Raw genomic sequence first — 25,555 nt, forward strand, 5'->3', positions numbered from 1 at the left:
GGAGAAAGTCATGCCGCAAAGCGCCGAAGCCATTCTCGACCACGAGATGCTGTTCCGCCAGCCCGAATACCGCGAGATGTTGCAGTCCAAGCGGGCGAATTTCGAATACCGCGTTCCCGCCGACGATCTGGCCAAGACCATCGAGTGGACCAAGAGCTGGGAGTACCGTGAGAAGAACTTCGCCCGCGAAGCGCTCACGGTCAACCCGGCCAAGGCCTGCCAGCCGCTGGGCGCGGTATTCGCCGCCAATGGCTTTGCCAAGACGCTGTCCTTCGTGCACGGCTCGCAGGGTTGCGTGGCGTATTACCGCTCGCACTTCTCGCGCCACTTCAAGGAGCCGACGTCCTGCGTGTCGTCGTCGATGACCGAGGACGCCGCGGTGTTCGGCGGTCTCAACAACATGGTCGACGGTCTGGCCAACGCCTACAACCTGTACAAGCCGGACATGATCGCGGTGTCCACCACCTGCATGGCCGAGGTCATCGGCGACGATCTGAACGCCTTCATCAAGACGTCCAAGGATAAGGGCTCGGTGCCCGAAGACTTCGACGTGCCGTTCGCCCACACCCCGGCCTTCGTCGGCAGCCACATCACCGGCTACGACAATGCGCTGCTGGGCGTGCTCAAGCACTTCTGGGACGGCAAGGCCGGCACGACCGAGGCGCTGGTGCGCAAGCCCGATGACAGCATCAACTTCATCGGCGGCTTCGACGGCTATGTCGTCGGCAACATGCCCGAGATCCGCCGCATTTTCAAGGCGTTCGAAGCAGACCACACCGTGCTGTGCGACCCGTCGGAAGTGTGGAACACGCCGACCGACGGCGAGTTCCGCATGTACGACGGCGGCACCACAAAGGCCGAGGTCGAGCGTGCGCTCGATGCCAAGGCGACCATCGTGTTCCAGCATTACAGCGCGGAAAAGACCGCGGCCTACATTGCCGAAAAAGGCCAGGAGGTGGTGGCGCTCAACAGCCCGATGGGCGTATCGGGCACCGACAAGTTCCTCATGGAGCTGTCGCGTCTGACCGGCAAGCCGGTGCCCGCCAGCCTGGTGAAGGAACGCGGTCGTCTGGTCGATGCCATCGCCGACAGCCAGGCCCATCTGCACGGCAAGCGCTTTGCGCTGTATGGCGACCCGGACATGATGATCGGCCTGACCCAGTTCCTGCTGGAACTCGGCGCCGAACCGGTGCATGTGCTGAGCACCAACGGCGACATGGACTGGGCCGAGCGCGTGCAGGCCCTGCTCGACGCCAGCCCTTTCGGTCAAGGCGGCAAGGCCCATGCGAAAAAGGATCTGTGGCATATGCGCTCGCTGCTGTTCACCGAGCCGGTGGACTTCCTGATCGGCAACACCTACGGCAAATACCTGGAGCGCGACTGCAAGGTGCCGCTGATCCGCATGGGCTTCCCGATCTTCGACCGCCACCACTGGCACCGCTATCCGATCTGGGGCTACGAGGGCGCGATGCGCGTGCTGATGTCCATCCTCGACAAGCATTTCGATCGCCTGGACGCCAGCACCAGCGGCATCTCGACGACCGATTATTCCTTCGACATCATTCGTTGAGCCGGGGCGGGGAGGGAGCATGCCGCGGCTTCTGGCACCAAGCCGGAGCTGCGGCGCAGCACCAGCCATTTCGCTGATAAGTCAGGGGAGGGCGCCATGCGCATCACGTCCAAAGCAAGCCATGCGATCACTGCCATGATCGACCTCGCGCTGCAGAAGAAGGGCGGCTATACCAGCCTGCAGACCATCGCATCGCGGCACGCCATTTCGGTCTCGTATCTGGAGCATCTTTTTGCCGATCTGCGGCGGCACGGGCTGGTGCGCTCGGTGCGCGGTCCCGGAGGAGGCTATGCCTTGGCGCGTGCCGCGCACACCATCAGCATCGCCGACATCGTCATGGCGGTCGATCGCCATCAGGCCGCGCCGGACTTCGATCATCCGGCGCCTGCCGCCGGGGGGCTGACGATCGAGGCGCGCATTGCCGAGTCGCTCTGGGCGAGCGCCGAGCTGTTTCTGCATTCGACGCTCGAGGACATGGACTTGCACAGCCTGGTCGAGAGTTGTTGTGCCGCCTTTCCGGAAGCAACCGGGGAGGAAGCGGCGCGGCCGCGCTCGCCCGTGCTGCAGCGGCCCAGATCGCTCGCGCAGGCGTCGCGTGCTCGCGCCTTGACTTCGGTGTTCGATCTGGCGGAAATCGAGGTCTGACTGCTGGTGCTGCCGCCGACCGTGCTCGGTTTTTATCTGCTGATCGCGCTCAACCCCAACGGCGTGTTGACGCAGCTTTTGCGCAGGTTCGGCCTCGAAGGACAGCTCACCTTCAACTTCTCCGGCCTGCTGATCGGCTTGGTGGTGTATTCGCTGCCATTTGCCGCGCAGCCTCTGCTGCGCGCGTTCGAGGCGGTGCCGCCGCGCCTGCTCGATGCGGCCTTCACCCTGCGCGCGCGCCGCTGGGACCGCTTCGTCCATGTCACCCTGCCTTTGTCGAAGGCCGGCTATCTGGTCGCCGGCACGCTGGCCTTTGCGCATACCGTGGGCGAGTTCGGCGTGGTGCTCATGCTGGGCGGCAACATCCCAGGCAAGACGCGGGTGATCTCCATCGATATTTTTGACCATGTGGAAAACCTGGAGTACGCGCAGGCGCATGTGCTGTCGTTGTTCCTGCTGGTTTTTGCGGTGCTGGTGCTGACCCTGCTGTATGCGCTCAACCGCCAGTGGGACCTGCGGCACGGAGGATGAGGCCATGCTCGAAGGGGATTTGCAGCTCGATCTCGGCCGGTTTGCACTGCAGACTGGCGCGTTTGCCTTGCCCCTTTCCGGGGTGACCGCGGTATTCGGCCCATCGGGCTGCGGCAAGTCCACCCTGCTGCGCTGCCTGGCCGGTCTGGAGCCGCAAGTCCGCGGGCGACTGGCGTGCGGCGGCGTGCCCTGGCTGCAAGGGCGGCGCCAGACGCCAGCCTACGCCCGCGACATCGGCTTCGTGTTTCAGGATGCCGCGCTGTTTCCGCATTTGAGCGTGCGTCGGAACCTGCAGTTCGCCGCGCTGCGAGCCGGGGCCGATGACATCGAGGTCGAACTCGAGGCAGTCCCGGCAGGGCCGATGGATTCTCCGCGTCGGCGCAGTCTGGGTTTCGTCTTCCAGGATCCTGCACTCGTGTCTCACCTCAACGCCCGCGGCAATCTGCAGTTCACCACCCGGCGCGCCCGGGTGGGTGACCCGGAAGTCGAGCGCGTCGCGCGGCAGGTGGGTCTGGATGGCAAGCTCGACCGGGGCGTGAATCTGCTGTCCGGGGGCGAGCGCCAGCGCGTGGCCATCGCCCGCGCGCTGCTGTCGCGCCCGCGGCTGCTGTTGATGGACGAGCCGCTGGCCGCGCTGGACTGGCGTGCGAAGGCCGAGATCCTCGACCTGCTGCAGGACGTCATCGAACGCACCGGACTGCCGGTGGTGCTCATCACCCATGCGCCGGCCGAAGTGCTGCGTCTGGCCGATCGCGTGGTGTTCATGCAGGACGGGCGCATCACCGCAATCGAATCGCTGATGGAGGCCGCCTCGCGCGCGGATTCGCCGCTACTGGAAACGCAGGATCGAAGCGCCGTGCTGCAGGCCACACGATCTTCCAGTGCCGATGGACTGCAGGCCTATGCGCTGGGCGCAAGCGACGTGCTCAGGCTGCCTGACGAGCCCCGGGCCAGGCAGCGCGCCCGCACGGCAACGCGCTTGCTGGTGCGCGCACGAGATGTCGGCGTGGCGCTGAGCCAGCCTGTCGATGCGTCCATCGTCAATCAGTTGAAGGCGCGCATCGTGTACATCGAACCTGCGCTGCAGCCAGAGCATGTCCTGCTGCAGCTCGAGCTGACTTGCGGTCAAAGGCTGTTTGCAGAAATCACCCAGGCTTCGTGCCTGCGCCTGCGTTTGCGTCCCGCAATACCGGTGTGGGCCTTGATCAAGGCTGTCGCGCTTCAGATTTGAGGCCGCCCCTTCAAAACTGGGTCAATTTTCGTTCGGCACGAACAAGTCGGGCTCTGAGGTGGCGACGCCACATCAGCTCAACATGCCCCTGAGATCCTTGAGCATCAGGAACAGGTGATACGGATCGGTCGGGCTGGGCTCGAACTCCCAGGACGCGTACCACTGCCGCGCCGCGTCATCCTTGGCATGGACGAGCAGGCAGCGGATACCGGCGATATCGGCGGCCTGTGCCGTGCGCAGCAGCGCATCCTTGAGCAATGCCTGCCCCAGGCTTTTGCGCTGATGGTCCTTGTCCACCGCCAGCCGGGCCAGGATCATGACCGGTACCGGGTGACGCGCCAGCCCCTTCATCACTCTCGATGGTGCGACTTGCGGATCGACGCTGCCGACCGCGAGGCTGTAGTAGCCGACCACCACGTCACCCTGGCAGCAGACGTAGGTCTGCGCGCTGTTGGCCTTCTGGTTGACGAGCGCGTAACGCTGCAGGAACTGGTTCAGCGCGGCTTGGCCGCAGTCGAAGGCATCGACCTGATCTGCAGCAAGCAGCTTGCGAACGGGTGCATAGGGCGACGTTTTGACGTCTCCGGTCAATCCAGCACCCCGGGCTCACGCAGCAGCCTCGATAGGCGCGGCTTGCTTTGTACCGGACGATCGAGAGCTTCCAGGAACGCCTGCCACTGCGCATCACTCAGCACGAAATGAGGACGATCCGCCAGCGTCAGCTCGGCCGCCGTTACGCCCGCATCGAGCAGGAACTCGCTGACGTTCTTGTGGCAGGCGCGTGCAGCTTCCTGCAGCAGTTGCTTGACCGGCGTGCTTGCACGGACGTCGATGCGTTCGGTCTTGGAAAGATTCAGGGTGCTCATGGTGTCCCTCCGGACCGATCTTGAATGTCCTCATTGTAGTCGTCCGGACGGTGTCCTGACAAGCCGTTTCTTGTCCTGACCGTATGCGTCCAGCCAACCCCTCTTGATACCCGAAGTGAAGGTCAGGTGCTACTACGTGTCCAAGTCGGAAAGCCGCTTCGGTGCGTCGGGCAAGAGTGATGAGCGCCTGCCTGCGCCGGAGATCGAGGCAGCGGTGGTCGCCCAGATCCGCACCGTGCTCACCAGCCCGGAATCCATCGCGTCGGTGGTGCACCATATCCAGCGCAACGGGGCGCAGGTCGACGAGGCCAGCACCGTGATGGCGATGGGGCGGCTAGGCGACGTGTGGGATCAACTGTTCCCGGTCGAGCGTCACCGCATCGCCAACCTGATGATCGAGCGCATCGACCTCGTCCACGCGGGCGAGCTGCAGGGCATCAAGGTGAGGTGGCGGGAGTTGGGCTGGAACAAGCTGATCGAGGAGTTCGCTCCGAACAGCATCGGTGCGGAACTGCTGGAGGTCGAAGGCTGATGAGGGATGCGATGGAGACTTTTGTGCCGCTGACCTTGCCCTCGAAAAACGTATCCCTTGCTGAGTGATTCAATCCAAGCAAGGAGAACGGAAATGACGAAGACGACAACGCGGGCGCGCTACACGTTCGAGTTCAAGCAAGAGGCAGTGCGGCTGGTCGAAGGTGGCCAGAGCATGGCGGCGGCGGCGCGCACGCTGGGCGTGGTGGACCAGACGCTGTTCAACTGGGTCAAGGCCCACCGGCAGGGCAAGCTTACCGGCGCGGACAGCAAGGTCGTGAGCGCCGAGCAGATGGAGCTTGCACGACTGCGTGCTGAGTTGTCGCGGGTGAAGATGGAGCGCGACATCCTAAAAAAAGCGACGGCGTACTTTGCAAAGGAATCGCTGTGAAGTACGCCTTTATCGAGCGCCATCGGCGCGTGTGGCCGATCTCGGTGCAGTGCCGGGTGCTTGGTGTCAGCGTGGCCGGCTACCACGCGCACTTCGTTCGCCGCGCCAGGGGCGCCCAGCGCCGCCACCTGAGCGACGATGCGCTGCTGGTGCACATCAAGGCGATCCACGCCGAAACGCGCGGTGGCTACGGCTGGCCACGCACCTGGAAGGAACTGCTTGCCAGGGGCATCCGCGTGGGCAAGCAGCGGGTGCAAAAGCTCATGCAACAGCACGGTATACGCGCCAAGGGCAAGCGCCGCTTCAAGGTCACCACCGACAGCAAGCACGACCTGCCGATCGCCCCCAACCTGCTCGACCGACAATTCAACGTGGCCGAGCCCGACAAGGTCTGGGTGGGCGACATTACCTACATCGCCACCGACGAGGGCTGGCTGTTCCTGGCCGTGGTGATCGACCTATTCAGCCGCCAGGTGATCGGCTGGAGCCTGCGAGCCGACATGACACGCGACATCGTCATCGACGCACTGCGCATGGCGTGGTTCAAGCGCCATCCGAGCAAGCAGGCCGGGCTGATCTTCCACAGCGACCGCGGCAGCCAGTACGCTGCCAAGGACTTCCGCGACGTCCTGACCGAGTACGGCATCACCGCGTCGATGAGCCGTCGCGGCAACTGTTGGGACAACGCCTGCAGCGAGACGCTGTTCGGCTCGTTGAAGGTAGAGCGGCTGCACGGGCAACGCTTCAAGACCCGGCGCCAGGCCATGGACGAAGTCGTCGCCTGGATGCTCTGGTACAACCGCACCCGATTGCACTCGACGCTGGCCTATGTCAGCCCGATGCGGTTCGAAGAAAACTGGCTCGCCAATCAACCCCGGCAAGCCAGCGCATGAGCCCAGCTATGGGATACGGAATCCAGGGGCAAGGTCAGATTTCATGGGTTTTACTCATTCAAAGATTGTTCACGATAGGACGTGCTACAAAGCTAGACCTGACCTCAGACATCGGTGATTCAGAAAAATCCAAAAACATGGCGCAAATTGCGCTCGATGGCAATGGCATCTTTTGTGTCGAGCGTTCCCAATACACCACGTATGAGCCGCTCATCGAGGGTGAAGAACTTGGCACGTACCACGGAGGGTGCGGGTAAACCCGCCACGGCAAGATTCTCGATGGGGCAATCCAGTGGCCAGGATGGATTCTTGGCAGAGGTGATCATGGCCATGACGACATGGCCGGAAGATGTATTGAAGGCCGCAGCATCGGACAGGACAAGGGCAGGGCGGTTCTTGCTCGCTGTGCGGTCGGTAAAGGGAAAGGGCACTCGCAACACCTGCCAACGTTCATAGGTCACGGTAGGCATCCTCATCGGCTTCCGAATGCCATTCGCTCAAACTGCCTTCCAGGGCTTTGAGATATTCCTTATCCAGCGGCTGTACCCGTCGCACGCGCGCTTGACCATTGCTCAGCATTTCCCATTCGAGCAAATCGCCAGGTTTAGCCTGCAAAGCTTTGCGAATACTCGACGGAATCGTGGTTTGACCTTTGGTCGTGATTTTGGCGAGGTATGACATTCCATGCATCCTTACAGTAAGGAAGGTCTTACTTTACAACAGCGGCGTAGCGTCTGCCAGTACCTGTACCTCAGTGCCAAGCGGGGCTTGAAGTACTTGCCACATGCTATGAAGCTAGACCTGACCCGGGTTGTCGCCGACCCCGGTTGTCGCCGATTTTGCTACAAAGCTAGACCTGACCCCCGACACTGGGAGCACTGGGAGGGGGCAAGCAGGCAAGGAAAGTCGTACCGCCGATCATGAGTGCACGGCCCCTGGATGCGCCGTGCAGTGTACCGACTCCAATTTGCCCAGCCGTGCGGCTTGCTGGGATTTAGGGCCGCGTCGCTGCGCGACAACACAAGCTTGAGCACAAACGAATTCAGCAGCCGTCCCTCGCTCCGCCGCAATCGACCGCCGCAGCAGGTCGACCTGCGACCTCATGCCGAGCGTGGCGGGATCTCGATCTTCACTTCCAGGATTTCGAGCGTGTCCTGACGTTCGAGCTTGACCTGAATGTCGTTGCTGTCGATCTTGACGTATTTCGAGATCACGTCGACCAGTTCGCGCTGCAGCGCGGGGAGCCAGTCGGCCGGGGCGCTGGCACCGCCGCGTTCGTGCGCGAGGATGATCTGCAGCCGCTCCTTGGCGACCGCGGCGGTCTTCTTTTTTTCGCCCAGCAGAAAGGAGAGGAATGACATGGTGCGTGCCTCCCTCAGGCGCCGAACAGTCGCTTGAACAGGCCGGGCTTTTGATAGTCGGTGAAGCGCATCGGTTTGTCTTCTCCGAGGAAGCGGGCCACCACGTCCTGATAGGCCTCGGCGACGTCGCTGCCGGTGAGGTGAATGGCTGGGGTGCCCTGGTTGGAGGCCTGCAGCACGGCTTCGCTCTCGGGAATCACGCCGATGAGCGGGATGCGCAGGATGTCCTGGATGTCGGTGAGCGACAGCATCTCGCCTTCGTTCACCCGCTTGGGGTTGTAGCGGGTGATGAGCAGATGCTCGCGGATCGGCTCGCCGCCTTCGATGGCGCGGCGGGTCTTGCTCGACAGCATGCCCAGGATGCGGTCGGAGTCGCGCACCGACGAGACTTCCGGGTTGGTGACGACCAGCGCCTCGTCGGCGAAGTGCATGGCCATCAGCGCGCCGCTCTCGATGCCGGCCGGCGAGTCGCAGACGATGTAGGTGAAGCCCATGTCGTCGAGTTCCTTGAGCACGTTTTCCACGCCTTCCTGCGTCAGCGCGTCCTTGTCGCGGGTCTGCGAGGCGGGGAGGATGAACAGGTTGTCGCACTGCTTGTCCTTGATCAGCGCCTGCGTCAGCCGGGCCTCGCCCTGAATGACGTTGATGAGGTCGTACACCACGCGGCGCTCGCAGCCCATGATGAGGTCGAGGTTGCGCAGGCCGACGTCGAAGTCGATGACGGCGGTCTTGTGGCCGCGCAGGGCCAGGCCGGAGGCGAAGCTGGCGCTGGTGGTGGTCTTGCCCACGCCGCCCTTGCCGGAAGTCACCACGATGATTTTGGCCATGAGTTCTGTCCTTCTTGAATTATTTGAGTGCCAAAGGTTCGATCAGCAATTGTTCACCCTGCAATCGCACGATGGCCGGCTGGCCGCGCACCCCGGCGGGCAAATCCTGTTCGGCGGTGCGGTAGATGCCGGCGATGGCGACCAGCTCGGGCTCGAAGCTGGTGCAGTAGATCCGCGCTGTGGTGTTGCCGCGCGCCCCGGCCAGCGCACGGCCGCGCAGCGCGCCGTAGATGTGCACATGCCCTTCGGCCATGACTTCCGCACCAAAGCTGACCACGCCCTGCACGATGAGATCGCCGGGGGAATACACCCGCTGCCCCGAGCGCAGCGGTCGGTCGATGAGCACCGTGGGCAGCGTTGCGAGGGCGGGTTCACGGGCGGCGGGTGTGGCAGCAGCAATGGAGGGCATCGCCGCGACCTGGGGTTCGGCACGTGGCGACTCATCGGCGGGTGTCGTTGCGGGTGCAGAGGCGGCTTCGGCGGGATCGGCCGGTTTGCGAGGATCTCGACCGACGTCGCGGCTGTCGAGCAGGGGTAGATCGCTGGCCCCGGCCCAGACTTGTTGCGCGGCCTGAGCCACCACGCCGAAGGGTCGCATCCTGAGGCGGCGCAGCAGGGCGGCGAGTTCGTCCAGCGGCAGGGCGGCGTCGTCGGCCAGGCGGCGCAGGTCGATGGCCACGGCCTCGCCCGCGAAAAACTCGGGCGCGGCATCGAAGCGCTGCTGCAGCGCCTCGGCCAGCGCGGCGAAGTCGGGTGTTTTCACCACCAGATGCACGGCGTCGATGGCGCCGCTGCGCAGTTCAAACAAGGTGGCTTTGGAGCGGGACATGGGCAAGCGGGACGACTGCGGGTGTGAGGAGCCTGTCGGACTTGAGGATCGCGGGCAGCAAATGGACGGTGCGGCGCCCTGCGGCAGCGGTTTTTTGCCCCATAGCTCCGGCTATGGGGCTGCAAACCCGCCGCCACATGGCATCCACACCGCCCATTTTCGCCTTCCGCGCCCCAAGCCCGATAGGCTCCGAGGAAAAACGAATCCGGCAATCGTAGTGGATCGGTGCGGGTGGCCGTCGATGCCGGCTCAGGCATCTTCCAGCGCGCCGTTCACCAGCCGAAGCCGGCGCTGGCAGCGCGCGGCCACCGTGGCGTCGTGGGTGACGATGATGAGGGCGTCGCCCTGCGCACGCGCCACGTCGAGCAGCAGGTTCAGCGCCACTTCCGAGGCTTCGCTGTCGAGATTGCCAGTGGGTTCGTCGGCGAGCACGAGCTGCGGTTGGGTGACCAAGGCGCGGGCGATGGCCACGCGCTGGCGCTCGCCGCCCGAAAGCTCGCCCGGGCGGTGCTGCAGCCGTGCGCCCAGGCCCATGCTTTGCAACATCTGCGCGGCCACCGCATGCGCCTGCCCGGTCGGGGTGCGGCGGATGCGCAGCGGCATGGCGACATTGTCGAGCGCGCTGAACTCCATCAGCAGGTGGTGGAACTGATAGACGAAGCCGACATGCTGGTTGCGCCACGCGCCCTGCGCCTTGGGGTTCATCTGCGCCCAGTCGCGCCCGCAGACCTGCACATGGCCGCCGTCGGCGCGGTCGAGGCCGCCCAGCAGGTGCATGAGCGTGCTCTTGCCCGAGCCCGAAGCGCCGATGATGGCCAGGGTCTGACCGCCGTCGATGCGCAGATTCACGTCCTTGAGCACTTCGACGGGCTGCGGCCCTTCGGTGTAGCGCTTGCGGACGTGTTCGGCCAGCAGGATGGGTAGGGTCATGGCGAAAGCTCAAAGCGACTCATGCTAATGGAAGCCCATCACGCCAGCTTGTCGTCCGCGACGTGATAACGCGGGTCTTCGAGCCGGTTGACTTCCACGCTGTCACCCGCCTTGTCGATTCATTGCGACGCGAACAGAATGAAGGAATCCCCTCCCAGCCTCCCCCGCAGGCGGGGGAGGGGCCGTCTTGCTCCCTCCCCACTCGTGGGGGTGGAGGCGGAAAAGGCAAAGCCAACTGCTTGGCTTTGCCCCGCCGGAACGGGGCTGGCTTGCAAGCCAGCCATTGGACGGGTTGGGGTGGGCGTCTCCCCCTCCCAGCCTCCCCCACGCCGTGGGGGAGGAGTGTTCGCTCCCTCCCCACTCGTGGGGGTGGAGGCGGAAAAGGCAAAGCCAACTGCTTGGCTTTGCCCCGCCGGAACGGGGCTGGCTTGCAAGCCAGCCATTGGACGGGTTGGGGTGGGCGTCTTCCCCTCCCAGCCTCCCCCACGTCGTGGGGGAGGAGTGTTCTCTCCCTCCCCACTCGTGGGGAGGGTTGGGGTGGGGAGGCAGTCTCGAACTTCAACGCGCCGGATCAATGGCTCCCGATCTGCGGCGCATATTCGGGCACCAGCGCGTGGAGCGCGGCCTTGATCTGCGCGGGCGAGTCGGCACCGCTGGCGGCGATCCAGTCTTGCAGCGCCTGCAGGTCGATAGCGTCCTGCTCGGCCTGGCGGGCGACGCGCAGTTTGGGGTGGGGCGTGGGCAGGGTGGTCTCGTCGTCGGCCAGCAGTTCTTCATACAGCTTTTCGCCGGGGCGCAGGCCGGTGAAATGAATCGGAATCTCCCCCTCGGTCTTGTTCGAAAGCCGAATCATCAGCCGCGCCAGATCGACGATCTTCACCGGCTCGCCCATGTCGAGCACATAGATTTCACCGCTTCGCCCCATCAGCCCGGCCTGCAGCACGAGCTGCGCGGCTTCGGGAATGGTCATGAAATAGCGCACGATCTCCGGGTGGGTCACGGTGACCGGCCCGCCCGCGGCGATCTGCGCCGCAAAACGCGGCACCACGCTGCCGCTGGAACCCAGCACATTGCCGAAGCGCACCGCGCAGCAATGCGTGTCGGGGTGCTGCGCGGCGTGCGCCTGCAGCGCCAGCTCGGCCAGCCGCTTGCTCGCGCCCATCACATTGGTCGGGTTCACTGCCTTGTCGGTGGAGATGAGCACGAAGCGCTGCGCGCCGCAGGCGGTGGCCGCGCGTGCCGCGTTCAGGGTGCCCAGCACATTGGTGCGCAGCGCCTCGATGGCGTTGTCGTCTTCCATCAGCGGCACATGCTTGTAGGCCGCGGCGTGCAGCACCACGGCAGGGCGGTGCAGCTTGAACAGGTCGCCCAGCCGTTCGGGCTCGCGCACATTGGCGGTGTAGTAGCGCACGGCCAGCTCGGGAAAGCGCGCCTTGAACTCCTGCTCCAGCGCATAGATGGCGATTTCCGACGCGTCGATGCACACCAGTTGCCGCACGCCGAAGCGCGCGATCTGGCGGCACAGCTCCGAGCCGATGCTGCCCCCCGCCCCCGTGACCAGCGCCACCTGACCCGCGAACAGATCGGAGAGGCCGCGCACGTCGAGTTGCACGGCGGCGCGCCCGAGCAGGTCGGCCAGCTCGACCTGGCGCGGCGCACTGCCGCCGCTGACGCCGCTTTGCAGCCAGTCGTCTGCGCGCGGCAGGGTGAGCAGGGCCAGGCGCGCCTCGCTGGCCCGCAGCAGCAGTTCGCGGCGCGCAGCGCTGCCGGGTTCGCTGGCGATCAGCGCATGACGGGCGCCCTGCGCCTGCGCTACCGCTGCCAGATCGTCGACGCTGCCGGCCACCCGCACGCCCTGCACGCTGCGCCCCACTTCGCCGCGGTTCGGGCTGATGAGCGCGGCCACCTGCCAGCCCTTGCTGGAACGCAGACTCTGCAGCGCGCGCGCGGCGTCGTCGAGCGTGCCCAGCACCAGCAGCGGCTTGCCCTGCGCGCTGGAGCGGGTGAGGCGGCCTTCGGCCAGAATGCGCGCGGCCAGCCGCAGGCCGAGCAGCGCGGCGGCTGCGAACAGCGGATGCAGCAGCACGATGGAGCGCGGGAAATTGGGCAGGCGCAAGAGCAGCAGCACGGCCGCCAGCGCCAGCGCCGCCACGATCATGGCCGAAGCCAGCCGCTTGAACTCGGGCACGCTGGTGTGGCGCCACGGCGTGCGGTACGCCCCCATTCCCGCCAGCGCCGCCGCCCACACCGCGGCGGCCAGCGGCGTGCTGATCCACAGAATCTGCGCCAGATTGGCCGGCGCGTCATTGCGCAGCAGGCTGAAGCGAAACAGGAAGGCGAGCAGCCAGGCAGTAGCGACGAGCAGGGCGTCGACGGCTGCGGGGCGCCACGCCGCGCGGAGGGAAAAACTCATGCAGCGGTCCGCTCGCTCAGGCTCAAGCCGCGCGCCACCAGCTCGCACACCCGCGCGCGCTGCGCCGCGCTCATGTTCGAGCCCGAGGGCAGGCAGATGCCGCCTTCGAACAGCGCGCGGCTCACATCCCGTCCCGGGGCATGGGGAAAATAGCGGCAGCCCGCGTAGAGGGGCTGCAGGTGCATGGGCTTCCACACCGGGCGGGCCTCGACGTTGTGGCGTTCGAGAAAGTCGAGCAGGGCGTCGCGGCGGCTCTGCGCGTCGTCACCTTCCAGCACGAAGGCCGACAGCCAGCGGGTGGAACGATGGCCCTCGGGCTCGGCCATCCAGCGCAGACCGGGCACGGTGGCGAGCGCGTCGCGGTACTGTGCAAACACCTCGCGGCGGACCTGCACCCGCTGGTCGAGCACGCGCAACTGGCCGCGGCCGATGCCCGCCAGCACATTGCTGAGTCGATAGTTGTAGCCGTCTTCGACATGCTCGTAATGCCGCGTCGGTTCGCGCGCCTGGGTGGAGAGCTTGCGGGCGTGTTCGATCAGCGCCGCGTCGTTGCCCACCAGCATGCCGCCGCCCGAGGTGGTGATGATCTTGTTGCCGTTGAACGAGAACACCGCCAGCTTGCCGAAGCTGCCGCTGGGGCGGCCGTGGTAGGTCGCGCCGAGCGATTCGGCGGCGTCTTCGAGCATGGGCACACCGTAGCGTTCGAGCAGGGGGGCAATGGCGTCCATCTCGGCGCTCTGGCCATAGAGATTGACCACCACCGCGGCCTTGGGCGTGATGCCTTGCGCGTGCAGCGTGGCGAGCGCAACAGCCAGGGCCTGCGGCGACAGATTCCAGCTCTGCGGCTCCGCATCGATGAACACCGGCGTGGCGCCGAGCTGCCTGATGGGATTGACGCTGGCCACGAAGGTCAGGCTGGAGCACAGCACCACGTCGCCCGGCCCCACGCCCAGCAGGCGCAGGCCCAGATGCAGCGCCGCCGTGCCCGAAATCGTGGCCGCAGCGTGCTGCACACCCACGCGCGCGGCCAGCTCGCGCTCGAAGGCGTCCACGTGGGGGCCGAGCGGCGCGATCCAGTTGCTGGTGAAGGCCTCCTGCACCAGCGCCACCTCGTCTTCGCCCAGATGCGGCGAGGACAGATAGACGCGCTGCGACAGCTCGCGCCGCGTCACCAGATCGACCGCGCGCCCGGTCGCGTCCACCACCGGCACATGGTCGATGCGCTGCGCGTCCATCAGCGCCAGCACGTCGCGCTGGCTGGCCTGCAGGCTCACCGTGTGCGGCGCGTGCGCAGGCAGGGCGGACAAGGGCGCATCGTTGCTCACCCCGGCCAGCGCGGCGCGGCGCAGGTCGCCGTCGGTGACGGTGCGCAGCAGACGCCCTTGGTCGTCGGTGACGAGCAGAATGCCCTGCGCCGTGGCATCGAGCCGCGCCAGCGCGTCGTGCAACGTGGCGGTGGGGGGCAGGCAAAGTTGGGCGAGTGGGAGAAAGGGCATGGCAGCGGGCAATCAAACGGCAATCAAACAGGAACCACGCGCAGACCGAGGGCGCGCGCCGCGCCACACTGGCGCTGATCGGCTGAGACGAACACCTCGGCCTCGCAAGCCAGCGCGGCGCCGAGGTGCAGCGCATCCATGCCGCGCAGCGGGTGGGCCTCGAGCGCACGCACGGCGTGGCCGACGACGTCGGGTGATGTGTCGCAGACCAGGGCGTCCTCGATGTCGGCGAGCAGGTCGGCCTTGACGGTGCGGTACTGCTGCGCGTCGATTCGACCTTCGCGCAGCAGGCGGCTGAAGGCGGAGATCAGCTCAGGCACTGCGATGACCGACAGCGCGAGCACGCTGGCTGCATCGCACCAGCGCAGCACCTCGGCCGAGCCGGCTTCGTCGATATAGCGCTTGGCCAGAGCCGAGGAATCGAAGTACACCCGCATGGTGCTGGAGACGCCGCAGCGATCAGCGTTGCTCGAGAATGACGCGGCTGATCTGCTCACCCGAAATCTGCAGCGGGCGGGCCGCGCGCCGCTTCCAAGAGGGCACTTGCGGCGCCACCGGGTGAATCTCGGCGATGGGCTTGCCCTTGCGCAGCACGCGCACGGTTTCGCCGGCTTCGACCAAGTCGAAAAACGCGCGGGCGTGGTTGCGCAGTTCGGTGAAAGTGGTGTCGCGCATGGCAGGGCTCCGGGGAAAATGTACAGCGAAGTGTACATCGCGGCGTGGACGTGGCTGTGCAGTTTTACGCGCTCGCCTGCGCCAGAGGCCGTGCCGGCACGCCGGCCCAGGACTGGCCGTCGGGCAGGTCTTGCAGCAGCACCGCGCCCGCGCCCAGCGTGGCGCCCGCGCCCACGCGCAGATTGCGCAGCACCGTGCTGCCCGCGCCCACCAGGGCGGCTTCGCCCACCTGCACCGCGCCGCCCAGGCGCGCGCCGGGAGCGATGTGCGCCCAGGCGGCGATGCGGCAGTCGTGATCGACCACCGCGCCGTGATTGACGATGACCCCAAGGCCGAGCTCGGCCATGGGGCCGACGACGCACTGCGACGTGATCAGACAGCCGGGCTGGATGCGTGCCGAGGCCGCCACGCTGGCGCTGGGGTGCACGATGGTCGCCAGCGGCCCGATGGACGCCAGCCGCGCCGCCTCGTCGCGCCGCATCGCGTTGTGGCCGATGGCCACATGCACCGCGCGCGGGCCAGGCAGGGCACTGGCGTCGTCGGGTGAAAGCACCGGTACCCCGGGCAGCAGCTCGCTGCCCCAGGTGGCCGCGTCGCGGTCCGAGGCGAGCACGCGCGCAAAGGCGCCGCTCAGCAAGGCCGCGTCAGCCGCCACGCGGCCGTGGCCGCCGGCGCCAAACACGATCAAGACAGGTTTGTCGGAGGATGGGGACATATGGGTTTCAATAACGATTGACCTTGTGCAGCAGCTCGCCAGACAGCGGCAGAGTTGCCAGCAGATGCGCGATGCGCGCGGCGCTGCGGCCGTCACCGTAAACATTGTCGGCTGGATGCGGCCAAGGCCCGAGCGCCAGCGCCTGCCGCACGGCGGCTTCGATGGCGCCGGCCTGCGGCGGCACGTCCACCGTGTTGGCGTTGCGCTCGCGCAGGTTCTGGCGGCTGCCGACGTTGACCACCCGCGTGCCCAGACTGGCGGCCTCGATGATGCCAGAAGACGAATTGCCCGCCAGCACCGCGGCGTGGCGCAGCGCGGCCAGATAGTCGGCGCGCGGCAGATGGGTGATGCGGTGAAACCCCGGCCACTGCTGCGCCCGCAGCAAGGCTTCGATGTGGCCCGAACCCGCGTCGGCATTGGGCGCCAGCCACACCACGCTGAACGCCGACCCCGCCCCGGCAGCCCGCAGACCGTCGAGCAGCGCCTGGGTCTGCGCGGCGGCGTCGTCCGCCTCCTGCACCACGGGGTGGAACAAGGCCAGGACGTAAGGCCGATCTTCGCGCCACGCGCGCCCTCCCCACGCGTGGGGAGGGTTGGGGTGGGCATCTCCCCCTCCCAGCCTCCCCCACGGCGTGGGGGAGGAGTGTTCGCTCCCTCCCCACTTGTGGGGAGGGTTGGGGTGGGGAGCCTGCCGCGCCAGTGCCGACTGCAAGGCCCGCAGTGCGGCCTCTCGCGGAAGATGCCGCGCGTCAGCCAGGTCGTCCAGCCCCGGCGCGCCCACCACATGCACGCGCTGCGGGTCTTCGCCCATCGCGATGAGGCGCTCGCGCGACTGCGCCGTGGCGCAGAAATGCAGCGCCGCCAGCTTGCTGATGGCATGGCGCACCGGTTCGTCCACCGTGCCCGAGCGCTCGCCGCCGTGCAGGTGAATGGACGGCACCCCCAGATGCAGCGCGGCCAGGGCCCCCGCGAGCATCTCGCCCCGGTCGCCCAGCAGCAGCAGTGCGTCGGGCCGCTCGGTCTGCAGCACCGGCGCCAGCCCGGCGAGCGTCTGGCTGATCGCCCGCGCCATGCCCGCACCGTCGCGCGCGCCCACGTCACTGGGCATGCGCGCCGCGATGCGCAGCCCGCTGGCCGCGATCTCGTCCACCGTGTGGCCAAAGTCGGGGTGCAGATGCATGCCCGTGACCGCCACAGCCACCTCCAGCAGCGGATGCGCAGCAGCAGTGAGCAAGGTCTGGCGCATCAGCCCGAAGTCGGCGCGGGTGCCGGAGAGATAGAGAATGCGGCGGGGCATGGGGGCGGCATTGTGATCAAGCGGGGGCATCATGCGCAGCCCAAGGGTCGATCACCGTCAGTCCTGAAAACTGAAAGTTGCGCACATTCCGAGTCACCAGGGTCAGGCCATGGGTCAGGGCTGTAGCGGCGAGCAGGCTGTCGATGGCTGGAAGGGGTCTGCCGGCCTCCGCAAGTAATTTTCCCCAACGTTCCGCGACTTTCATATCGACGGGCAGCAGCCGGTTTGCGAAGAACGCGGGCAATTCCACTTCCAGCCAGTCGAGCAGTTGTTGTTTGCGCAGGCCCGCGGGCAGCGCCTCGATGCCCTTGCGCAATTCGCCCACGGTCAGGACAGACAGAAACAAGGCTGTGGCCGGGCGCGCTTCCATCCATTGCACGACCGCGGGCATCGGCTCGCGGCGTCGCAGTTCGGACAGGACGTTGGTATCGACGAGATAACTCACAGGCTTACAGGTGGGTTTCTCGCGTGAGACTGGGGTCGCGCGAGAAATCGAGATCGTCTGCACCGGCCAACGGCGAACGGCGTATGAAGGAAGCCAGCGATTCACCGGTACCGGCCAGCCGATCGTAGTCGGCGCGCGACAGCACGACGGCCACCGACCGGCCATGCACCGTGATTTCCTGCGGGCCGTCGCGCTCGGCCTCTTTGACGACCTCGGATAGACGCGATTTGGCTTCTTGCATTTGCCAGATGTGCATGGAGAACCCCCAATTCTGACCAGTGTGGTCAGAGTGTAGTGCAAAGCCGCGCTGTGAATTTTCCGTTCCCGCTCGCCCCTATCACCAGTCGCTGCGTCGCCCGCGTCGCTCCCACATAGAACAGCCGCGCTGCCTCGCGCTCGTCTTCGCCTTCGGCGGGCATGTGGCCCACACCCACCAAGGCCACCACGGGGAACTCCAGGCCCTTGCTCGCGTGCAGGGTCATCACCTTGATGCTGTCGTGCGCGGGGTTGAACTCGCCTGAGCGTTTGCGCACCTGATGCGGCAGCTTGCGTTTGCGCAGGAACTCGGCGCACAGGTCCATTTCGCTGTGGTGGCGGCAGAGGATGGCCATGTCGCCCCAGGCGTGGCCTTCGCGGTGGGCGCTGGCCAGCACCTCGGCCACCTGGACCACCTCTTCGCGCAGGGTGTGCAGGCGGATGATGAGCGGCGCCTCGCCGTCGCGCCCGCAGCTCACGGGCTTGAGCAGGGGTACGCCGTCGTCGTCCCTGTCCTCGGCCGTGAGCAGATCGGATGCAACAAGGCTGGCGGTCTGCAAGATCTGCCGCGTGTTGCGGTAGTTGATCTTGAGAATGGTGGTGCGCCCCTGCGCCTGGATGCCCACGCTCTTGAAGCTGAAGTTCTTCTTCTGCGCGCGTTCGTAGATGCTCTGCGCGTCATCAAACAGCACGAGCAGGCTGTTGGTGGCGGGGTCCACCATCTGCACCACCAGGCGCAGCCATTCGGGCGCGAAGTCATGGCCTTCGTCGATCAGCACGGCCTGGTATTGCCCGCTGGGGATCTGGCGGCGCTCCACGCCGGTGATGACGCGCTGGACCAGGTCAGCCATTTTGTCGGAGACGGACTGGTTGGCGGCGGGCAGGTCTTGCCCGTAGGCCACCAACTGGTCGCGGCACCATTTGTGAAAGTGCACGGCGTGCACGCGGTCGGCAATGCCTTTGGCGGCCATGTTGCGGGCGAGCTGCCGGGCAAGCGGTTCGTTGTAGCAGAGGATGAGGATGGGCTTGCTGGCGGCTGCGTCTTGGGTTTTGACGGCTTTGGCCAGGTGTTCGGCGCGGCAGCCCAGCAGCATGGTCTTGCCCGAGCCGGCCACGCCGTGGATGACGCGGTGCCCATCGCCCAGGCTGCGGGCCAGCTGCTCCTGCTGCAGGTCCATCACCCGCATGATGCTGGGCAGCTCGGCGGCTTCGTCGCCGTCGTCAAACAGCTCGCCGGTCACTTGCACGCGCACCTCGGGGAACAGGATCCAGCGCACCCGCTCCATCTGCGGCAGCGACAGGACGCCGCGCATCATGAAGGGGAACATGTCCCAGAGGCGGCTTTGCAGCGCTTCGGGCTCCACCGCCTCGAGCATCTCGTCCTGGCAGAGTACGCGGTGCGGTTCGATGGCGTGGGCGAGTTCGGCCTTGTCAAACTGCGCGCGGGTGATGTTGGGCAGCACCACGCCGTAGCTCCACGGAAAGGCCAGCCTGCCCTGATGCCGGCCTTCGGACTGCACCAACTGCGGGTCGCGTTCCAGCGCGTTCACCACCTGGTGCGCATACTGCCGGGCCTGCTCCAGCGGGTTGGGAATGGTCTTGGGGCCGAGCTCGGTGTGGATGTCCCAGGTCTGCTTGTTGGCCTGGATGAGGGTGGAGAGCCGCAAGTCCTTGACCTCCAGGATCAGGATGCCCCGGCGCGGGTGCATGACGACAAAGTCCGGGTGCTGGCGCTGCGGGCCGACGGCCACGTCGTACCACAGCAGGTAGTCGGCGTCGAGCTTCTGTTCAAGCCGTTCGGCGGTGCGGCGTTCGCCCGGCGTCATGCGCGCAACGCAGGAGCCCAGCGCAGGAATCAGGGTGGCCATGTTGTCTCTGTTTGTGTGCCTGAGATGAATGATGCCGCAATTTCGGGGGAAGGCCGGAAATTTCGGTTCTCCAGCGGTATCTCACGGCAAGGATGTTTGAGGTCTTGGGGCTCGGCCTTGATCGATACAACCGGCATCTGGCCATTGCGGCACTATGGGGTGGTCAGAAATGATGTGTGAGCCTGCGTCATCTGTAAACTCCAATGCATGCACCCTGCCATTGCACAACACCGCGCCGCCATCGCGGCGATTTGCCAGCGCTACGGCATACGCCGGCTGGAGGTGTTCGGCTCGGCCGCGCGAGGGGACGATTTCGTGCCTGCAAGCAGCGATGCGGACTTTCTCGTGGAGTTTGCTGCGGATGCTGGGCCTGATCTGCACAGTTTTTACGGCGCAAAGGCCGAACTGGAGCAGTTGCTAGGTAGGGGCGTCGATCTGGTGGAGCCTGGCGCGGTGCGCAACCCGTATGTGCTCGCCAGTATCAACCGCCATCGTGAGCCCGTGTATGCAGCGTGACCCACGAGCTTATCTTTGGGATGCGCGCGAGGCAGCGCAGGCGATCCTGGCTTTTACCGCAGACATGGACGCCAAGGCCTATGTGACCAACGAGATGGTGCAGGCCGCAGTCGAGCGTAAGTTTGAAGTGATCGGCGAAGCACTCAATCAACTGTCCAAATGGGATGCGGCCAAGGCTGCGCGCATTCAGGACTTGCCGCAGGTTGTTGCCTTTCGCAACCAACTGATCCATGGCTACGCCACGATCAACCCGCTCACGGTTTGGAACATCGTGCAGAACGCTTTGCCGGGTTTGCTCGCGACCGTGCAGACGTTGCTCGATGAGCTGGATTCCTGAAGTCTGCAACCGTTTCAGGCGCTGTCTCCGCCCTGGAGGTTTTCCCACTGCAACACGGCGCCCGCGGCGGCATCGGCGCGCAGGCGCTGGCCGATGACGGCGTCGAGCTCGGCGGCGGGAATGCCGCTGGCGGGGCGGCGCAGTTGCAGGTGTTCGCGCCGCAGCACGGTGCCTGCGGGCAGGGCGGTGGCCAGCACCACGCTGCGGCGGGCCACGGCGCGCACGTCGATCTCGTCGGGCCGCGGGGCCTTGATGCCGTCGCCCAGCATGGCTTCGATGCGGCGGATGTCCTGCGCCAGCGCGGCGAACTCGGCGGGTTCGCTGGAGGCGCGGTGGTCGGGGCCGGGCAGGTTGCGGTCGAGGGTGAGGTGCTTTTCGATCACGCAGGCGCCCAGGGCCACGGCGGCAAGCGCGGCGGTGTTGCCCAGGCTGTGGTCGGAATAGCCGGTGGGCAGGCCGGTCTCGGTGCGCAGGGTGGCGATGGCGCGCAGATTCAGCGCGTCGTCGGGTGCGGGATAGGCGGAGGTGCATTGCAGCAAGGTCAGGCTTTGCTCTTGCCCCCACGCCGCCTGTACCCAGCCGACGGCCTGCTTCACTTCATCCAGGGTGGCCATGCCGGTGGAAAGAATCAGCGGCAACCCGGTGGCGGCGGCCTTGGCCAGCAGGGGGCGGTTGACGATTTCGCCGGATGAAATTTTCAGCCGCCGCACGCCGAGGCCGACCAGCAGATCCACCGCGGCTTCCGAAAACGGGGTGGACATGAACTCGATGCCGACCCGTGCGCAATGGGCGGCAATGATCTGGTGCTGCTCTGCGCTGAGTTCGAGCTTGCGCAGCATGGCGAATTGATCGGTCTCGCCGGTGGCGCCCTGCTGATAGGCGGCGGTGGCGGCGCCGGGCAGGGCGAGGTCTTCGGCACGGAAGGTCTGGAACTTGACCGCGTCGGCCCCGGACGCCTTGGCGGCATCGACGAGTTCGAGCGCGAGGTCGAGTTGGCCGTTGTGGTTGACGCCGGCTTCGGCAATGAGAAAGACGCGGTCGCTGGGCATGGCTGGGCCTTCGTTCAGGCTGGCTGCCGATGGTGGAGCCATTCGGCCAGGGCGAAATCGTCGGCGGTGTCGATGTCCACCGAGCGTTGCGCGGGCATGGCGTAAGCCGCGACAGACACACTCCACAGGCCGTGCCGCGCGGCGTGGGCCAGGGCTTCGCGCCGCCAGACGTAGATCGAGCCGTTGAGCGCCCAGACCTTGGGCGCGTTCTGGCGCGCGCCCAGGCCGCCGCCCTTGCTGATGCAGACGCGGCCGTCGGGCAGTTCTTCGACGAGGTTGAAGTAGGGGTTGAAGCCGCTGTCGAACACGCTGAGCACCAGATCCGGCGCGTCGGGGGCGTCGAAACGGGCGAGGCAGCCGTCGAGGTCTGCGGGCGCGCGCAGCGGCGAGGTGGGTTGCAGATCGACGATGCGGGTGACGATGGTCCCCCGCGCTTCGAGATGGGCCACGAGGTGCTCGATGACCGGGAGCTTGGGGGTGTCGTCGCGGGCAAGTTCGACCGGACGCAGATAGGGCACGATGGCCCCATGCTCGCGGGCGATGCGGGCGATCTCGGGGTCGTCGGTGGACACATGGACGGCGCCGATGGCGGGGTGCTGCAGCGCAAAGCGGATGCTGTGCGCGATGAGCGGCAGGCCCGCGAAGGGCAGGATGTTCTTGCCCGGCAGGCCTTTGCTGCCGCCTCGGGCGCAGATCGTGGCGAGGGTGGTCATGGCGTGGGGATGGATCATGCAGGATGGACCGCGAGCAGGGCCAGGGCCAGCTCGCTTACCCGCTCTGCAGCGGTGTTGGGTGCCCCCACGCTCGGGCTTTGTCCTCGCTGCCCCCCGAGGGGGCTGGCCCCGCCTTGGGACGGCCCGGCGGCGGGGCAGGCGCATGCGGCGGCGCGCTCCCTCTCGGGTTGCGCGAGCAGGGTGGCCAGCGTCTGCGGCAGATCGGTCAGGTGGCACGCGGCATCGGCCACGCCCAGCGCGGCATAGGGCATGGCGGGCGCGGCGATGGAGTCGAGCAGTTGCAGCACGCGCCTGCCCGCCAGATGCGCTTCGAGGGCGACGGTGGAAGTGCCGGTGATGACGGCGTCCACCGCATGCAGCAGCGGGTGCAGCGGTTCGATCGCGGCCGAGACGCGGCATTGCGGATCGTCGGGCAGGGCGGGCAGCGATTGCGAGGGATGCGGGCGCACGATCAGGGTCCAGTCGGGGTGCCGGCGCACGGCGCCGATGCAGGATTGCAATATGCGTTCGGGCAGATGCGGGTCGCCGTGGCAGCCGGGCGAGGCCGGGTGCGTGGCGGGTTCGGGCTGCAGCGCCAGCAGAATCAGCCGGCGCTGCGGAGCGCCCAATGTGGCGCGCAACGACCGCCCGGCCGCGCGCGTCTGCGGGGCGCCCAGCGCATCGAACGCCGGATTGCCGGTGATGGCGATGCGCTCGGGCGGCCATCCGGCGCGGATGAGGTTGTCGCGCACGGCTTCGGACAACACGCACACCCGGCTGGGGTGGCGCGTGCGCGCGGCGAAGGCGTCTCCGGGCAGTGCGAAGAGGTCGAGCAGCGCCAGGCTGGGAATGCCCGCTTCGCTGGCCGCATCGACCGCGGCGTACTCGCTGCGCGGTGAGTTGGTGGCGAGCACCAGATCGGGCCGAAGGTGGGCGACGATGCGGCGGAAGAAGTGCAGCGGATGAAAGCCCAGCCGTCCCCGGGCGTCGAGCAGGGCCTGCGCCGCCTCGGGGCCGATCTGCTGCTGCAGATCCCAGGCGTTGATGCCCAGATACGCCACGGTTTCTGCCTCGGGAATGTCGGGATGGGTGTTGCCCGGCCGCAGCGCGCGGCCCAGCGCCAGGGCCTCAGCCTGTTCCTCGGGGGAGAGCAGGTGCAGCAGGTCGGCATAGCCCAGCGGAGTTTCACCGGCTTGCCGCGCCACGCGGGCCGCGGTGGTCAGCGCCAGCAGGGTGATGTCCACATCGGGCCGGCGCCGGCGCAGCGCCCGCAGCAGCGGCAGCATCATGGCGATATGGCCGCCGCCATAGGCGACGGCGAGGATGCGCGGTGGGATGTTCATCCGGCAATCTCGGGCTCGAATTGCTGCGCCCATAGTTCCAGCGCGGCCAGCGCGCGCAGTTCGCGGGTGTGATTCGCCACGCCCGAGACATGGTCGTCGAACAGCTTGCGCACCACGCTCGCCTCGAACAGTTGCGCGCCGAGCGCGTCGGGTGCGAACAACAGTTCGTGCAGCCATTGCCGGCGCGGCCCGCGGAACCACTCGCCGATGGGAACGGTGAACATCTGCTTCTTGCGGTGCGCGAGGTCGGCGCCGATCAGCGGCTCGACTGCGCGCTTGAACCTGTGTTTCTTGTCGCCGTCCTTGAGCTTGGTGTCGCCGGGCGCACGAAAGGCGAACTCCATCACGCGCCAATCGAGAAAGGGCGTGCGCGCCTCCAGCGACACCGACATGCCCATGCGGTCGGGCTTGACGAGGTTGTTGCCGGGCAGCAGCAACATCATGTCCAGAAACAGCATCTGGTTGACGCGGTCGAAGTGCGCCGCCTGCTCGAACCAGGGCGCGGCCACGTCGCGCACGCTGTCCACATCGGCCAGCTTCTGGCGCAGCCAGGGCTGGAACAGCGCGGCTCTAGCCTGCTCGCCGAACAGTCCGGTGTGTTCCACGTAGTGCTGCGCGAAGTCGGCCACGGGCAGATCGCGCAGCGCAGGGTCGGCCATGAAGCTGGCGTATTTGTCGTAACCGGCGAACAGTTCGTCGCCGCCATCGCCGGTGAGCACGACTTTCACATCCTGAACGGCGAGTTGGCTGACGCTGCGCGTGGGCATGAACGAGGCGTCGCCGTGCGGCTGGTCGCAGTGCCACAGCACGCGGGCCCAGTCGTCGAGCATGTCGGGCTGCACGATGCGCTCGCGGTGCGTGGCGCCGAAGCGCTGCGCGGCCTGGCGGGCGTAGGGCGATTCGTCGAAGCGCGGGTCGGGAAAGCCGATGCAGAAGGTGCGGGCGGGCTCGCGCACATGCCGCGCCATCAGCGCGACGACGGTGCTGGAATCGACCCCGCCGGAGAGAAAGGCGCCAAAGGGCACGTCGGCGCGCAGCCGCAGCCGCACGGCGTCGTCGAGCAGGGCGAGGCATTCCTGCTGCCAGGCGGCGAAGGTCTGGACGCTTTGCGTCTGCTCGGCAAGGCTCCACCAGTGGCGCGTTTGGCTGCCGCTGCTGCTGACGGTGAGCACCGTGCCCGGCATGACGTGACGCACGCCGGCGAACAGGGTGAACGGCGGCGGAGCGTAGTTGTAAGCAAGGTAGTGCTGCAGCGCGGGCAGATCGAGCGCGGGACGGCCCGGCAGCGCGGCGAGCACGGCCTTGATCTCCGAGCCGAACAGCACCTGCCGGCCGTCGCCGTGCACGAACAGCGGCTTGACGCCGATGCGATCGCGCACCAGATGAAGCCGGGGATCCTCGGGGTCGCGCCCGTCCCAGATGGCGATGGCGAACATGCCGTTGAGCCGCGGCAGGAAACCCAGCCCTTCGCGTTCATACAGTCGCAGCAAGACCTCGGTATCGCTGTGATCGGAGTGGAAGCGCACGCCCTGGCGCTGCAATTCGGCGCGCAGTTCCACGTGGTTGAAAATCTCGCCGTTCTGCACCAGGGCGATTCGCCCATCGTCGCTGACGAAGGGTTGGTGTCCGCCGGCGAGGTCGATGATCGACAGGCGGCGGTTGCCCAGGGCCGCGCCGCCTGCGGTGAACACCCCGCTGTCGTCCGGGCCGCGATGGATCAGGCTGGCGTCCATCGCCGCGAGGGTCTGCTCGCTCAAGTTGCGTCCGCTTCGGTCGAAAAAACCATAAATTCCACACATGGCGGGATTGTCGTGCTTTGGCGGTGCGA

Annotated in this window: 27 protein-coding genes and 2 pseudogenes; 8 read left to right on the forward strand and 21 right to left on the reverse strand. The window is 66.7% G+C overall.

The features are described 5' to 3' along the window. The first annotated feature begins 10 nt into the window (after window positions 1-10). The 4 genes and pseudogenes from nifK to RBR52_RS04900 all read left to right on the forward strand — a co-directional run bounded on the left by nifK (window position 11) and on the right by RBR52_RS04900 (window position 3,977). Window positions 11-1,570, forward strand: coding sequence for a nitrogenase molybdenum-iron protein subunit beta (gene nifK, locus RBR52_RS04885; protein WP_320376067.1), 1,560 nt, complete (start codon window positions 11-13; stop codon window positions 1,568-1,570). A 96-nt stretch (window positions 1,571-1,666) separates the two neighbouring features. Continuing rightward, window positions 1,667-2,215, forward strand: a complete 549-nt coding sequence (locus RBR52_RS04890) for an Rrf2 family transcriptional regulator (RefSeq protein WP_320376068.1) — start codon at window positions 1,667-1,669, stop codon at window positions 2,213-2,215. 3 nt (window positions 2,216-2,218) lie between these two features. Then, window positions 2,219-2,746, forward strand: a pseudogene (locus RBR52_RS04895) (molybdate ABC transporter permease subunit); the annotation flags it as partial. Window positions 2,747-2,750: 4 nt separating this feature from the next. After that, entirely contained in the window at window positions 2,751-3,977 is a 1,227-nt protein-coding gene (locus RBR52_RS04900) for a molybdenum ABC transporter ATP-binding protein (protein ID WP_320376069.1), read from the forward strand. 72 nt (window positions 3,978-4,049) lie between these two features. Here RBR52_RS04900 and RBR52_RS04905 read toward each other — a convergent pair whose 3' ends face one another. Together RBR52_RS04905 and RBR52_RS04910 are read right to left on the reverse strand one after the other, a co-directional pair. Next, complete coding sequence (locus RBR52_RS04905) at window positions 4,050-4,568, reverse strand: GNAT family N-acetyltransferase (protein ID WP_320376070.1); 519 nt, start codon at window positions 4,566-4,568, stop codon at window positions 4,050-4,052. Beyond that, complete coding sequence (locus RBR52_RS04910; RefSeq protein ID WP_320376071.1) at window positions 4,565-4,843, reverse strand: DUF1778 domain-containing protein; 279 nt, start codon at window positions 4,841-4,843, stop codon at window positions 4,565-4,567. Before RBR52_RS04910 ends, RBR52_RS04905 begins: the two co-directional genes overlap by 4 nt. Window positions 4,844-4,973: 130 nt before the next feature. Here RBR52_RS04910 and RBR52_RS04915 point away from each other — a divergent pair. Together RBR52_RS04915 and RBR52_RS04920 are read left to right on the forward strand one after the other, a co-directional pair. Further along, window positions 4,974-5,375 (forward strand): annotated as a pseudogene (locus tag RBR52_RS04915) (recombinase family protein); the annotation flags it as partial. A gap of 93 nt (window positions 5,376-5,468) precedes the next feature. After that, window positions 5,469-6,658, forward strand: a protein-coding gene (locus tag RBR52_RS04920; RefSeq protein ID WP_413818291.1) for an IS3 family transposase whose coding sequence is annotated in 2 segments (ribosomal slippage) — window positions 5,469-5,739 and window positions 5,739-6,658 — 1,191 coding nt in all. Because the reading frame shifts where the segments join, the coding sequence is not laid out codon by codon here. A 119-nt stretch (window positions 6,659-6,777) separates the two neighbouring features. Here the strand turns inward: RBR52_RS04920 and RBR52_RS04925 are convergent. The 15 genes from RBR52_RS04925 to RBR52_RS04995 all read right to left on the reverse strand — a co-directional run bounded on the left by RBR52_RS04925 (window position 6,778) and on the right by RBR52_RS04995 (window position 19,769). Further along, window positions 6,778-7,119: a type II toxin-antitoxin system PemK/MazF family toxin gene (locus tag RBR52_RS04925; RefSeq protein WP_320376073.1), complete on the reverse strand. Its 342-nt coding sequence runs from the start codon at window positions 7,117-7,119 to the stop codon at window positions 6,778-6,780. Further along, window positions 7,109-7,339: an AbrB/MazE/SpoVT family DNA-binding domain-containing protein gene (locus RBR52_RS04930; protein WP_320376074.1), complete on the reverse strand. Its 231-nt coding sequence runs from the start codon at window positions 7,337-7,339 to the stop codon at window positions 7,109-7,111. Before RBR52_RS04930 ends, RBR52_RS04925 begins: the two co-directional genes overlap by 11 nt. A 419-nt stretch (window positions 7,340-7,758) precedes the next feature. Beyond that, entirely contained in the window at window positions 7,759-8,019 is a 261-nt protein-coding gene (minE, locus tag RBR52_RS04935) for a cell division topological specificity factor MinE (protein WP_320376075.1), read from the reverse strand. Window positions 8,020-8,033: 14 nt separating this feature from the next. After that, complete coding sequence (gene minD / locus RBR52_RS04940; protein ID WP_320376076.1) at window positions 8,034-8,846, reverse strand: septum site-determining protein MinD; 813 nt, start codon at window positions 8,844-8,846, stop codon at window positions 8,034-8,036. Window positions 8,847-8,865: 19 nt separating this feature from the next. Continuing rightward, the gene (gene minC, locus RBR52_RS04945) at window positions 8,866-9,675 is read right to left on the reverse strand and encodes a septum site-determining protein MinC (RefSeq protein WP_320376077.1); all 810 of its coding nucleotides are present in this window, start codon (window positions 9,673-9,675) and stop codon (window positions 8,866-8,868) included. 249 nt (window positions 9,676-9,924) lie between these two features. Further along, window positions 9,925-10,605 (reverse strand): ABC transporter ATP-binding protein, encoded by a 681-nt coding sequence (locus RBR52_RS04950; RefSeq protein WP_320376078.1) that lies wholly within the window; start codon window positions 10,603-10,605, stop codon window positions 9,925-9,927. A gap of 571 nt (window positions 10,606-11,176) precedes the next feature. After that, window positions 11,177-13,018, reverse strand: coding sequence for a nucleoside-diphosphate sugar epimerase/dehydratase (locus RBR52_RS04955; protein ID WP_320376079.1), 1,842 nt, complete (start codon window positions 13,016-13,018; stop codon window positions 11,177-11,179). Continuing rightward, the gene (locus tag RBR52_RS04960) at window positions 13,015-14,514 is read right to left on the reverse strand and encodes an aminotransferase class I/II-fold pyridoxal phosphate-dependent enzyme (RefSeq protein WP_320376080.1); all 1,500 of its coding nucleotides are present in this window, start codon (window positions 14,512-14,514) and stop codon (window positions 13,015-13,017) included. Before RBR52_RS04960 ends, RBR52_RS04955 begins: the two co-directional genes overlap by 4 nt. A gap of 23 nt (window positions 14,515-14,537) precedes the next feature. After that, window positions 14,538-14,951, reverse strand: coding sequence for a type II toxin-antitoxin system VapC family toxin (locus RBR52_RS04965; protein WP_320376081.1), 414 nt, complete (start codon window positions 14,949-14,951; stop codon window positions 14,538-14,540). Between the two features lie 22 nt (window positions 14,952-14,973). Continuing rightward, window positions 14,974-15,189 (reverse strand): type II toxin-antitoxin system Phd/YefM family antitoxin, encoded by a 216-nt coding sequence (locus tag RBR52_RS04970; protein ID WP_320376082.1) that lies wholly within the window; start codon window positions 15,187-15,189, stop codon window positions 14,974-14,976. A gap of 64 nt (window positions 15,190-15,253) precedes the next feature. Then, window positions 15,254-15,904, reverse strand: a complete 651-nt coding sequence (locus RBR52_RS04975) for a NeuD/PglB/VioB family sugar acetyltransferase (protein WP_320376083.1) — start codon at window positions 15,902-15,904, stop codon at window positions 15,254-15,256. 7 nt (window positions 15,905-15,911) lie between these two features. After that, window positions 15,912-17,201 (reverse strand): UDP-N-acetylglucosamine 2-epimerase, encoded by a 1,290-nt coding sequence (locus RBR52_RS04980; protein WP_320376084.1) that lies wholly within the window; start codon window positions 17,199-17,201, stop codon window positions 15,912-15,914. Between the two features lie 16 nt (window positions 17,202-17,217). Further along, complete coding sequence (locus RBR52_RS04985) at window positions 17,218-17,646, reverse strand: type II toxin-antitoxin system VapC family toxin (protein ID WP_320376085.1); 429 nt, start codon at window positions 17,644-17,646, stop codon at window positions 17,218-17,220. 4 nt (window positions 17,647-17,650) lie between these two features. Continuing rightward, a complete protein-coding gene (locus RBR52_RS04990) occupies window positions 17,651-17,902 on the reverse strand; it encodes a type II toxin-antitoxin system Phd/YefM family antitoxin (RefSeq protein WP_320376086.1) in 252 nt (83 codons plus the stop codon). A gap of 28 nt (window positions 17,903-17,930) precedes the next feature. Further along, window positions 17,931-19,769 (reverse strand): 3'-5' exonuclease, encoded by a 1,839-nt coding sequence (locus RBR52_RS04995; RefSeq protein WP_320376087.1) that lies wholly within the window; start codon window positions 19,767-19,769, stop codon window positions 17,931-17,933. A gap of 207 nt (window positions 19,770-19,976) precedes the next feature. Here RBR52_RS04995 and RBR52_RS05000 point away from each other — a divergent pair, with 207 nt between their 5' ends. Both RBR52_RS05000 and RBR52_RS05005 read left to right on the forward strand, forming a co-directional pair. Beyond that, the gene (locus tag RBR52_RS05000) at window positions 19,977-20,285 is read left to right on the forward strand and encodes a nucleotidyltransferase family protein (protein WP_320376088.1); all 309 of its coding nucleotides are present in this window, start codon (window positions 19,977-19,979) and stop codon (window positions 20,283-20,285) included. Then, on the forward strand, window positions 20,275-20,622 hold the full coding sequence (locus RBR52_RS05005) for a DUF86 domain-containing protein (RefSeq protein ID WP_320376089.1): 348 nt from the start codon (window positions 20,275-20,277) through the stop codon (window positions 20,620-20,622). The genes RBR52_RS05000 and RBR52_RS05005 overlap by 11 nt, the downstream gene beginning before the upstream one ends. Window positions 20,623-20,636: 14 nt before the next feature. On the opposite strand, the gene neuB is transcribed toward RBR52_RS05005, so the two are convergent. From neuB to asnB, 4 genes are read right to left on the reverse strand one after another with little or no spacing between them, the layout of a single operon-like run. Further along, entirely contained in the window at window positions 20,637-21,671 is a 1,035-nt protein-coding gene (neuB, locus tag RBR52_RS05010; RefSeq protein ID WP_320376090.1) for an N-acetylneuraminate synthase, read from the reverse strand. A gap of 14 nt (window positions 21,672-21,685) precedes the next feature. Beyond that, entirely contained in the window at window positions 21,686-22,384 is a 699-nt protein-coding gene (locus tag RBR52_RS05015; RefSeq protein WP_320376091.1) for an acylneuraminate cytidylyltransferase family protein, read from the reverse strand. A gap of 14 nt (window positions 22,385-22,398) precedes the next feature. Further along, on the reverse strand, window positions 22,399-23,727 hold the full coding sequence (locus RBR52_RS05020) for a UDP-glycosyltransferase (RefSeq protein ID WP_320376092.1): 1,329 nt from the start codon (window positions 23,725-23,727) through the stop codon (window positions 22,399-22,401). Then, the gene (gene asnB, locus RBR52_RS05025; RefSeq protein ID WP_320376093.1) at window positions 23,724-25,526 is read right to left on the reverse strand and encodes an asparagine synthase (glutamine-hydrolyzing); all 1,803 of its coding nucleotides are present in this window, start codon (window positions 25,524-25,526) and stop codon (window positions 23,724-23,726) included. Before asnB ends, RBR52_RS05020 begins: the two co-directional genes overlap by 4 nt. Window positions 25,527-25,555: the final 29 nt, after the last annotated feature.

The sequence above is a fragment of the Thiomonas sp. genome (genome assembly GCF_034007205.1).
Lineage (GTDB): Bacteria > Pseudomonadota > Gammaproteobacteria > Burkholderiales > Burkholderiaceae_C > Thiomonas.

Coding starts and splice junctions, on each gene's coding strand:
- nifK (WP_320376067.1), top strand. CDS start 11: ATGCCGCAAAGCGCCGAAGCCATTCTCGACCACGAGATGCTGTTCCGC.
- RBR52_RS04890 (WP_320376068.1), top strand. CDS start 1,667: ATGCGCATCACGTCCAAAGCAAGCCATGCGATCACTGCCATGATCGAC.
- RBR52_RS04900 (WP_320376069.1), top strand. CDS start 2,751: ATGCTCGAAGGGGATTTGCAGCTCGATCTCGGCCGGTTTGCACTGCAG.
- RBR52_RS04910 (WP_320376071.1), bottom strand. CDS start 4,843: ATGAGCACCCTGAATCTTTCCAAGACCGAACGCATCGACGTCCGTGCA.
- RBR52_RS04930 (WP_320376074.1), bottom strand. CDS start 7,339: ATGTCATACCTCGCCAAAATCACGACCAAAGGTCAAACCACGATTCCG.
- minE (WP_320376075.1), bottom strand. CDS start 8,019: ATGTCATTCCTCTCCTTTCTGCTGGGCGAAAAAAAGAAGACCGCCGCG.
- minD (WP_320376076.1), bottom strand. CDS start 8,846: ATGGCCAAAATCATCGTGGTGACTTCCGGCAAGGGCGGCGTGGGCAAG.
- minC (WP_320376077.1), bottom strand. CDS start 9,675: ATGTCCCGCTCCAAAGCCACCTTGTTTGAACTGCGCAGCGGCGCCATC.
- RBR52_RS04950 (WP_320376078.1), bottom strand. CDS start 10,605: ATGACCCTACCCATCCTGCTGGCCGAACACGTCCGCAAGCGCTACACC.
- RBR52_RS04955 (WP_320376079.1), bottom strand. CDS start 13,018: ATGAGTTTTTCCCTCCGCGCGGCGTGGCGCCCCGCAGCCGTCGACGCC.
- RBR52_RS04960 (WP_320376080.1), bottom strand. CDS start 14,514: ATGCCCTTTCTCCCACTCGCCCAACTTTGCCTGCCCCCCACCGCCACG.
- RBR52_RS04965 (WP_320376081.1), bottom strand. CDS start 14,951: ATGCGGGTGTACTTCGATTCCTCGGCTCTGGCCAAGCGCTATATCGAC.
- RBR52_RS04970 (WP_320376082.1), bottom strand. CDS start 15,189: ATGCGCGACACCACTTTCACCGAACTGCGCAACCACGCCCGCGCGTTT.
- RBR52_RS04975 (WP_320376083.1), bottom strand. CDS start 15,904: ATGTCCCCATCCTCCGACAAACCTGTCTTGATCGTGTTTGGCGCCGGC.
- RBR52_RS04980 (WP_320376084.1), bottom strand. CDS start 17,201: ATGCCCCGCCGCATTCTCTATCTCTCCGGCACCCGCGCCGACTTCGGG.
- RBR52_RS04990 (WP_320376086.1), bottom strand. CDS start 17,902: ATGCACATCTGGCAAATGCAAGAAGCCAAATCGCGTCTATCCGAGGTC.
- RBR52_RS04995 (WP_320376087.1), bottom strand. CDS start 19,769: ATGGCCACCCTGATTCCTGCGCTGGGCTCCTGCGTTGCGCGCATGACG.
- RBR52_RS05000 (WP_320376088.1), top strand. CDS start 19,977: ATGCACCCTGCCATTGCACAACACCGCGCCGCCATCGCGGCGATTTGC.
- RBR52_RS05005 (WP_320376089.1), top strand. CDS start 20,275: ATGCAGCGTGACCCACGAGCTTATCTTTGGGATGCGCGCGAGGCAGCG.
- neuB (WP_320376090.1), bottom strand. CDS start 21,671: ATGCCCAGCGACCGCGTCTTTCTCATTGCCGAAGCCGGCGTCAACCAC.
- RBR52_RS05015 (WP_320376091.1), bottom strand. CDS start 22,384: ATGACCACCCTCGCCACGATCTGCGCCCGAGGCGGCAGCAAAGGCCTG.
- RBR52_RS05020 (WP_320376092.1), bottom strand. CDS start 23,727: ATGAACATCCCACCGCGCATCCTCGCCGTCGCCTATGGCGGCGGCCAT.
- asnB (WP_320376093.1), bottom strand. CDS start 25,526: ATGTGTGGAATTTATGGTTTTTTCGACCGAAGCGGACGCAACTTGAGC.